At 64.6% G+C, this 5,430-nt stretch carries 7 protein-coding genes and 2 pseudogenes; 4 read left to right on the top strand and 5 right to left on the bottom strand.

The genetic code is table 11. The features are described 5' to 3' along the window. The coding region (locus H0W38_RS15810) for an SMP-30/gluconolactonase/LRE family protein (RefSeq protein WP_292455798.1) at positions 1-790 on the bottom strand (790 nt) is incomplete at its 3' end. Positions 791-1,037: 247 nt separating this feature from the next. Here H0W38_RS15810 and H0W38_RS15805 point away from each other — a divergent pair. Beyond that, positions 1,038-1,571, top strand: a complete 534-nt coding sequence (locus tag H0W38_RS15805; protein ID WP_292455796.1) for a hypothetical protein — start codon at positions 1,038-1,040, stop codon at positions 1,569-1,571. A 66-nt stretch (positions 1,572-1,637) separates the two neighbouring features. On the opposite strand, the gene H0W38_RS15800 is transcribed toward H0W38_RS15805, so the two are convergent. Continuing rightward, a complete protein-coding gene (locus H0W38_RS15800) occupies positions 1,638-2,642 on the bottom strand; it encodes a LysR substrate-binding domain-containing protein (RefSeq protein ID WP_292455794.1) in 1,005 nt (334 codons plus the stop codon). 125 nt (positions 2,643-2,767) lie between these two features. On the opposite strand from H0W38_RS15800, the gene H0W38_RS15795 reads away from it, so the two are divergent. Then, positions 2,768-3,478 (top strand): NAD(P)H-dependent oxidoreductase, encoded by a 711-nt coding sequence (locus tag H0W38_RS15795; protein ID WP_292455792.1) that lies wholly within the window; start codon positions 2,768-2,770, stop codon positions 3,476-3,478. Further along, positions 3,475-3,885 carry a RidA family protein gene (locus H0W38_RS15790; protein ID WP_292455790.1) on the top strand — a complete coding sequence of 137 codons (411 nt, stop codon included), beginning with the start codon at positions 3,475-3,477 and terminating at the stop codon, positions 3,883-3,885. Before H0W38_RS15795 ends, H0W38_RS15790 begins: the two co-directional genes overlap by 4 nt. A 31-nt stretch (positions 3,886-3,916) precedes the next feature. Here H0W38_RS15790 and H0W38_RS15785 read toward each other — a convergent pair. The 3 genes and pseudogenes from H0W38_RS15785 to H0W38_RS15775 form a co-directional block, all read right to left on the bottom strand. After that, positions 3,917-4,021 (bottom strand): annotated as a pseudogene (locus tag H0W38_RS15785) (aldo/keto reductase); the annotation flags it as partial. A gap of 260 nt (positions 4,022-4,281) precedes the next feature. Beyond that, a complete protein-coding gene (locus tag H0W38_RS15780; RefSeq protein WP_292455787.1) occupies positions 4,282-4,788 on the bottom strand; it encodes a hypothetical protein in 507 nt (168 codons plus the stop codon). 107 nt (positions 4,789-4,895) lie between these two features. After that, on the bottom strand, positions 4,896-5,285 hold the full coding sequence (locus tag H0W38_RS15775; RefSeq protein ID WP_292455784.1) for a P-loop NTPase fold protein: 390 nt from the start codon (positions 5,283-5,285) through the stop codon (positions 4,896-4,898). Between the two features lie 21 nt (positions 5,286-5,306). On the opposite strand from H0W38_RS15775, the pseudogene H0W38_RS15770 reads away from it, so the two are divergent. Beyond that, positions 5,307-5,430 (top strand): annotated as a pseudogene (locus H0W38_RS15770) (IS5/IS1182 family transposase); the annotation flags it as partial.

The following is a 5,430-nucleotide window of genomic DNA, read 5'->3' as shown; positions in this document are numbered from 1 at the left end:
GGCCACCCTTCCAGTCGGTGATGTAGAGCATGCCCGCGGCGTCGAGCGCCAAGCCGTCGCCACCGCCGAAGCCGCCGGCGAGCTTTTCGGTTTTCTTGGTTGCGGTGTCGAGCCGCAACAGATCGCCGCTGAAAAAGTCAACCACCAGCAAACTGCCCGACGGCTCGAACAGCAGCCCGTTGGGGTTCTTGAACAAGGCATTCTGCGATTCAGAAATGAGCAGGGAAACCTTGCCCTGCGGCGTGATGCGGAAGATCGCGCCCTTGCTGCCTTGCTCTGTATCGCCGGTGTCCGACACATAGAGGTCGCCCCGCGCATCGAGGGCGAGGTCGTTGAGGAACAGCGGCGGCTGCGGGAAATCCTTGGCGTCGGCGAGCACCGACACCTGACCGCTGGCATCGATCTTCATGACCCGCGTCTTGTCGGCCACGAAGAGCACATCTCGCGAGATCACCAGGCCCTTGGGATCGTCCAGGCCGGTGGCAAAAGGCTTCACCGTCTTGCCGGCTGCATCGATGACCACGATGCGGCCGTCGCCGTCCTTGCCGAAGCCGCCGATCTCCGACACGTAGAGCCGGCCATCGGTTCCTACCACCACCGACTCGGGCATCGCCAGCCCTTTCACGCTGCGCAGTTCGTCGGCGGCCCAAGACGTGCCGGCGGCTGCGAGCAGCACTGCGGCCAGCATGAGCGCCGCCATGGGGCGAAGGGGGTCGGCAAGCGCCTCGACGACTCGGGTCGCCGGCGCCGCGCCGACGTTGTTTTGCGAAGCGAAATGAACCGGGGGCATGTTTACTTCTCCTGTGTTGCGATCAATCGCCTCGGCATGAGCGCGTGCAGAGCGCATGCAAGCGCGCCCCATGGATTCTGCGAACAAACCGCGCCCCGCGACGGCGTCGCGGCGAAGACCCCAGCGGCAGCCCCGTTCGCCTTGACCGGCGTGCCCCCGCCGCAGCGCAATGCGTCCCTTGCCCCGCTGTTGACACTTCACCCCCTGCAGGATCGAAGCCCGCTCATCCGACCCAGGAGACTTTCGCATGCCACCGATCTCCAGACGCCGCACGCTCGGTGCCCTTATCACCGGCGCCGTGGCCGGCTCTGTGCCTTGGACCGCCACGGCAGCGCCGGAAAATCGGGTGCAGTCCTGCCCGCTGGCCACGCCCGGGCGCACCGGCATTCACGACGTCGCCACCACCCCCGACGGCGGCGTGTGGTTCAGCGCGCAGCGCAGCGGCCACCTGGGCTGGTTCGATCCGAAGATCGGGCGCACCGAACTGATCGCCCTGCGGAAAGGCTCCTCGCCGCACGGCGTGATCCAGGGACCCGACAAGGCAGCCTGGCCGGGCGACGCGCCGAAAACCTACGTCGTGTACGCGGATGAGCGCGACAAGGTGTGGCTCAGCGACTTCGGCGGCAACGCGGCGCTGCGCTTCGACCCCGAGGCCGAGAAGTTCGAGCGCTTCGCCTTCCCGCGAGAGGCCACCAACATCCGCCAGATCCTCGGCCGTGCCGGAGAGGTGTGGCTGCCAGAGAGCGGCACCGAGCACATCACCGTGATCCGGACGGCGTGAGCCGCGCGCTGCGGCTGCAGTGGCGCATCGACCGGCAATGGCGCGCCGGCGTGGACATCCACCAGCTCATCGAAGAAACCTGCCGGGCTTTTCACCCTTGTCCACAGCGGAGCCTCCACGCGGCGTTGCGCTTCGATCCGTGAGGTCTTGCGTGGCCTGGGCCACCACCCACTGCCACACCGCGCGGATGGCGGGTTCGCGTTCGCGCCCGCTGGCGGTGGCGAGGAAATAGCTGCCGGTATCGAGCGCCGGCCCGAAAGGCTGCAGCAAGGCGCCGCTGCGCAGCTCCTGCGCGGCGAGGGTAAGGCTCAGCAAACCGACACCGTGCCCGGCGAGCGTGGCGAGCATCGCGTGCGACTCGTCGGAGAACGAGAGGCCGGGCGTCCCTGCCGCCGTGCGCGCCTTGGGCGCCGCGATTCCCGCTGCTTCGAACCAGCGCGACCACAGCGCCGGCGCACGCGCCTGCGGCTGCCAGTCGAAGTGGATCAGGCGGTGTTTCGGCAGGTCCTGCACCCGCTTCAAGCCCAGCAGCGGGCTGCAGACCGGTGCGTAGCGTTCGGGCATCAGCTCAGCGGTGGTGAGGCCCGGCCAGGGGCCGCCGCCGGAACGGATCGCCAGATCGGCGTCGCCCCGCGCGAGGTCGGCCACCGACTCGCTCGCGTGAAGCCGCAGTTCGATGCCGGGACACGCCGCCCGGAACGCCACCATGCGCGGCAGGACCCACCGCGCGGCGAAGGCGGTGTTCGTCGTGAGCGTGACCGTGTCGGCCGCTGCCGGCATGCGCAGCGCGCACACGCCCGCTTCGATCGTGTCGAAGCCTTCGCGCACCGCGTGGAACAGGCGCAGCCCGGCAGGCGTGAGGGCGAGCTGGCGCGGGAGGCGGCGAAACAGCGGCTGGCCGAGTGCGCTTTCGAGACCGCGCACCTGGTGGCTGATGGCGGTGGGCGTGACCGCGAGCTCGGCCGCGGCGCGTTGAAAGCCGAGATGCGCCGCAGCCGCCTCGAAGGCGCGCAGCGACGACAGCGAGGGCAGCCGTCTCGGCCGCCGTTCAGATGAGTTCAGTTCATCCATTGGCGAGAAATCATCGTTTGTCCGGACGCCATCGTACCGATAGATTCACTGCGAGCCGGCGCCTGACCGGCAGCGACGACACCCATAGTTCCCCTCATCCATCGACACAACGAGAACCGACTTTCATGACCACACTCCTGCACATCGATGCCAGCGCCCGCCCGGGCCGCTCCGGCATCGACCCCCACGGCTCCCACACCCGCCGGCTGTCGGCGCGATTCGTCGAACGCTGGCGCGCGTTGCGGCCGCAAGACGCCATCGACTACCTCGACATCGGGCAGCAACCGCCCGCGCATGTCACCGGACCCTGGATTCACGCCGCGTTCACCGCCCCCGCAGCGCGCGAGCCGTGGATGCACGAGACGCTGACCGAGAGCGACCGGCTCGTGGACCAACTCGTCGCGGCCGACGTGATCGTCGTGGGCCTGCCGATGTACAACTTCGGCGTGCCGGCGCAGTTCAAGGCCTGGATCGACAACATCGTGCGCGTCGGCCGCACCTTCGGCTTCGACCGCTCGCGCGGCGAGGTGCCCTACTGGCCGCTGCTCGCGGGCGCCGGCAAACGCCTCGTGCTGCTCGGCTCGCGCGGCGACCACGGCTATGGCGCCGGCGGGCGCATCGCCCACCTCAACCACACCGAAGCCAGCGTGCGCTCGGTCTTCGGCTACATCGGCATCACCGATGTCTTCGAGGCCGCGGTGGAGCACGACGAGTTCGGCGGCGAACCTCTCGCTGCATCGCTACGCCTCGCCGAACTCGCGGTCGATGCTCTCGTGGACCGGATGGCCGATTCGCAGGCCCTCCGGCATTTAATGTCGATCGAGGAGAACGCATGACGAAGACGACCGAACCCATCAACCCGCCAGGCCTCTACGAGCCCAAGCCCAACGGCTATTCGCATGTGGCCGTCGCGGCACCCGGCACCCGGCTCGTGCTGGTCTCCGGACACGGCGGCGAGAACGAAGACGGCACGCTTTCCGCCGACTTCCAGACGCAGGTTCGGCAGGCGCCGGGCAACATGACCATCGCGCTGCGCGCGGCCGGTGCCGGCCCGCAGCACGTCGCAAGGCTCCTCGCACTACTGTTGGACCACACCGAGGAACGACTGCACGTCTTCGATGCCGAACTCGACCGCGTATGGGGCGACGCGTCCAAGCCGGCCTGCACGCTGATCCCGTTGCCGCGGCCGGCGCTGGACGGCATGCTGTTAGAGATCGAAGCTACGTTGGTGGTGCCGGCCTGACAAGCTCCGACACCGCCATCGGGCTGCGTTCCGCAGCGCCGAGGATCGATTCGGAGTCACCATTCGAGTCGACGCCGGCCGTGTCGAACAGGCTCCCGCCGGCGTCGAGACAGATATCGAAGATGCGAAGCGCGTCAGCAAAATCGGTGGTGCCCCGTCGCTGAACAGCAGGATATGCCGTGGGAAAGTGCCGAGCCGAAACTGAAAGCCCCAGCTACGTAGCTGAGCGCCAGCGGCCCATTGGACATCGTGCTTGACTGTTCACCTCAAGCTGCCTCTTCTTTCATTCCCTGCTTGAGCGCCGCACCCAAAACGCCAAGAAACGTCGGCGACACCTACCGACAATTCATCTCTCCGGCTGAATGCTTAGGCTTTGGTCACTCCCCTGCAACCGAATCATGGCTGTAAGTTCTCGGCCAAATCCATCTTGTTCATCACATAGGCCAAACTCGGCGCTCCATGGAACGATCCTGCTAGATGACCTGTGAACTGAAGGACTTCGCTGGCATGCGAGCGTTCTCCCGAATCAAGCACTGAGTTGTTTGCCTGGGCTTCGAGTCGCTGACGGCGCTGCGCCTGTCGAGTTTCGTTAGGGTCGGCAGCGTTCATGTATGACTCAATTGCCACTGAAGCTCGATCTTTAAAAGTGCAGCCAGTATCCAAGCTACGAAGCCACTCCATGAGTGCCTCTGTCGACGCGGCACCAGATCTAATCTTCGAAAAGAGCTGAGAGTGCATTGCGCGTGTAACGATAAGAGTCGCCGCGAGAACTGGGTGCAAGTGATAGTTAGATGGTGTCTGATCCAGCACAAGCGCCAGACGTGCGACGCAGTGCTCTTGCGTCCTCAGAGACATTCCAGTTGTCTTGGCCAAAAAGCAAAAGAAATCGACGAAGTTGGACATGTCACTTCTCAGGTCACCAGTCCGTTCGGAGAAGACCTCATCGAGTTCAAATCGCTTCAAGAGGTGCTTGATGAAAGGTTTACCTGAGACCTGAGGCACTTGGAACTCTAGATCGATGAAGCGACGAAGGTATTCGCGGCATTGATGCCTACACCGTAAACCGACGAAGTGCTCACTTCAACCTGCGATTTGTCGATAGATAGTACAAAGACGATATTGGGCACATCGAATAAATGCTTAATCCGCTCCAGCAACTCGATTGCGAAGGTTGGCCGACAGCGGTCGAGTTCGTCGATGAAGACGATCAAGTTACCCCTCTCATTTTTCTTTCGGATCTCCGCGATCACTGCCTGAAGTTCTTCACGGAACTTGGCAAGGCATTCGCCCTCTTTGACAGCTAGATCGAAGAGATCAGAGGTTGCCTCGCCAGCCCCGTCCGCAAGAGCGGCTTCAATCTCTTTCTCTAGGGCAATGCTGATCAAGTCCCCCGCTGGCATGCTGCATGCATCGTCTTCGACATGAAGCAGCAGACCCTGGCAGTAGGCATCGATCAGAACGCGCAGTACGAACAGTACCGCAGGCCGACGAGGCGAGATGCGTTCCTGGCGACGATGGAGCAGATCGTGCCGTGGGGTGAGTTGT

Source organism: Methylibium sp. (assembly GCF_013817365.1).
Lineage (GTDB): Bacteria > Pseudomonadota > Gammaproteobacteria > Burkholderiales > Burkholderiaceae_C > Methylibium.
The sequence above is the reverse complement of the archived record's forward strand: the minus strand, read 5'-3'. Positions and strand labels throughout refer to the sequence as shown.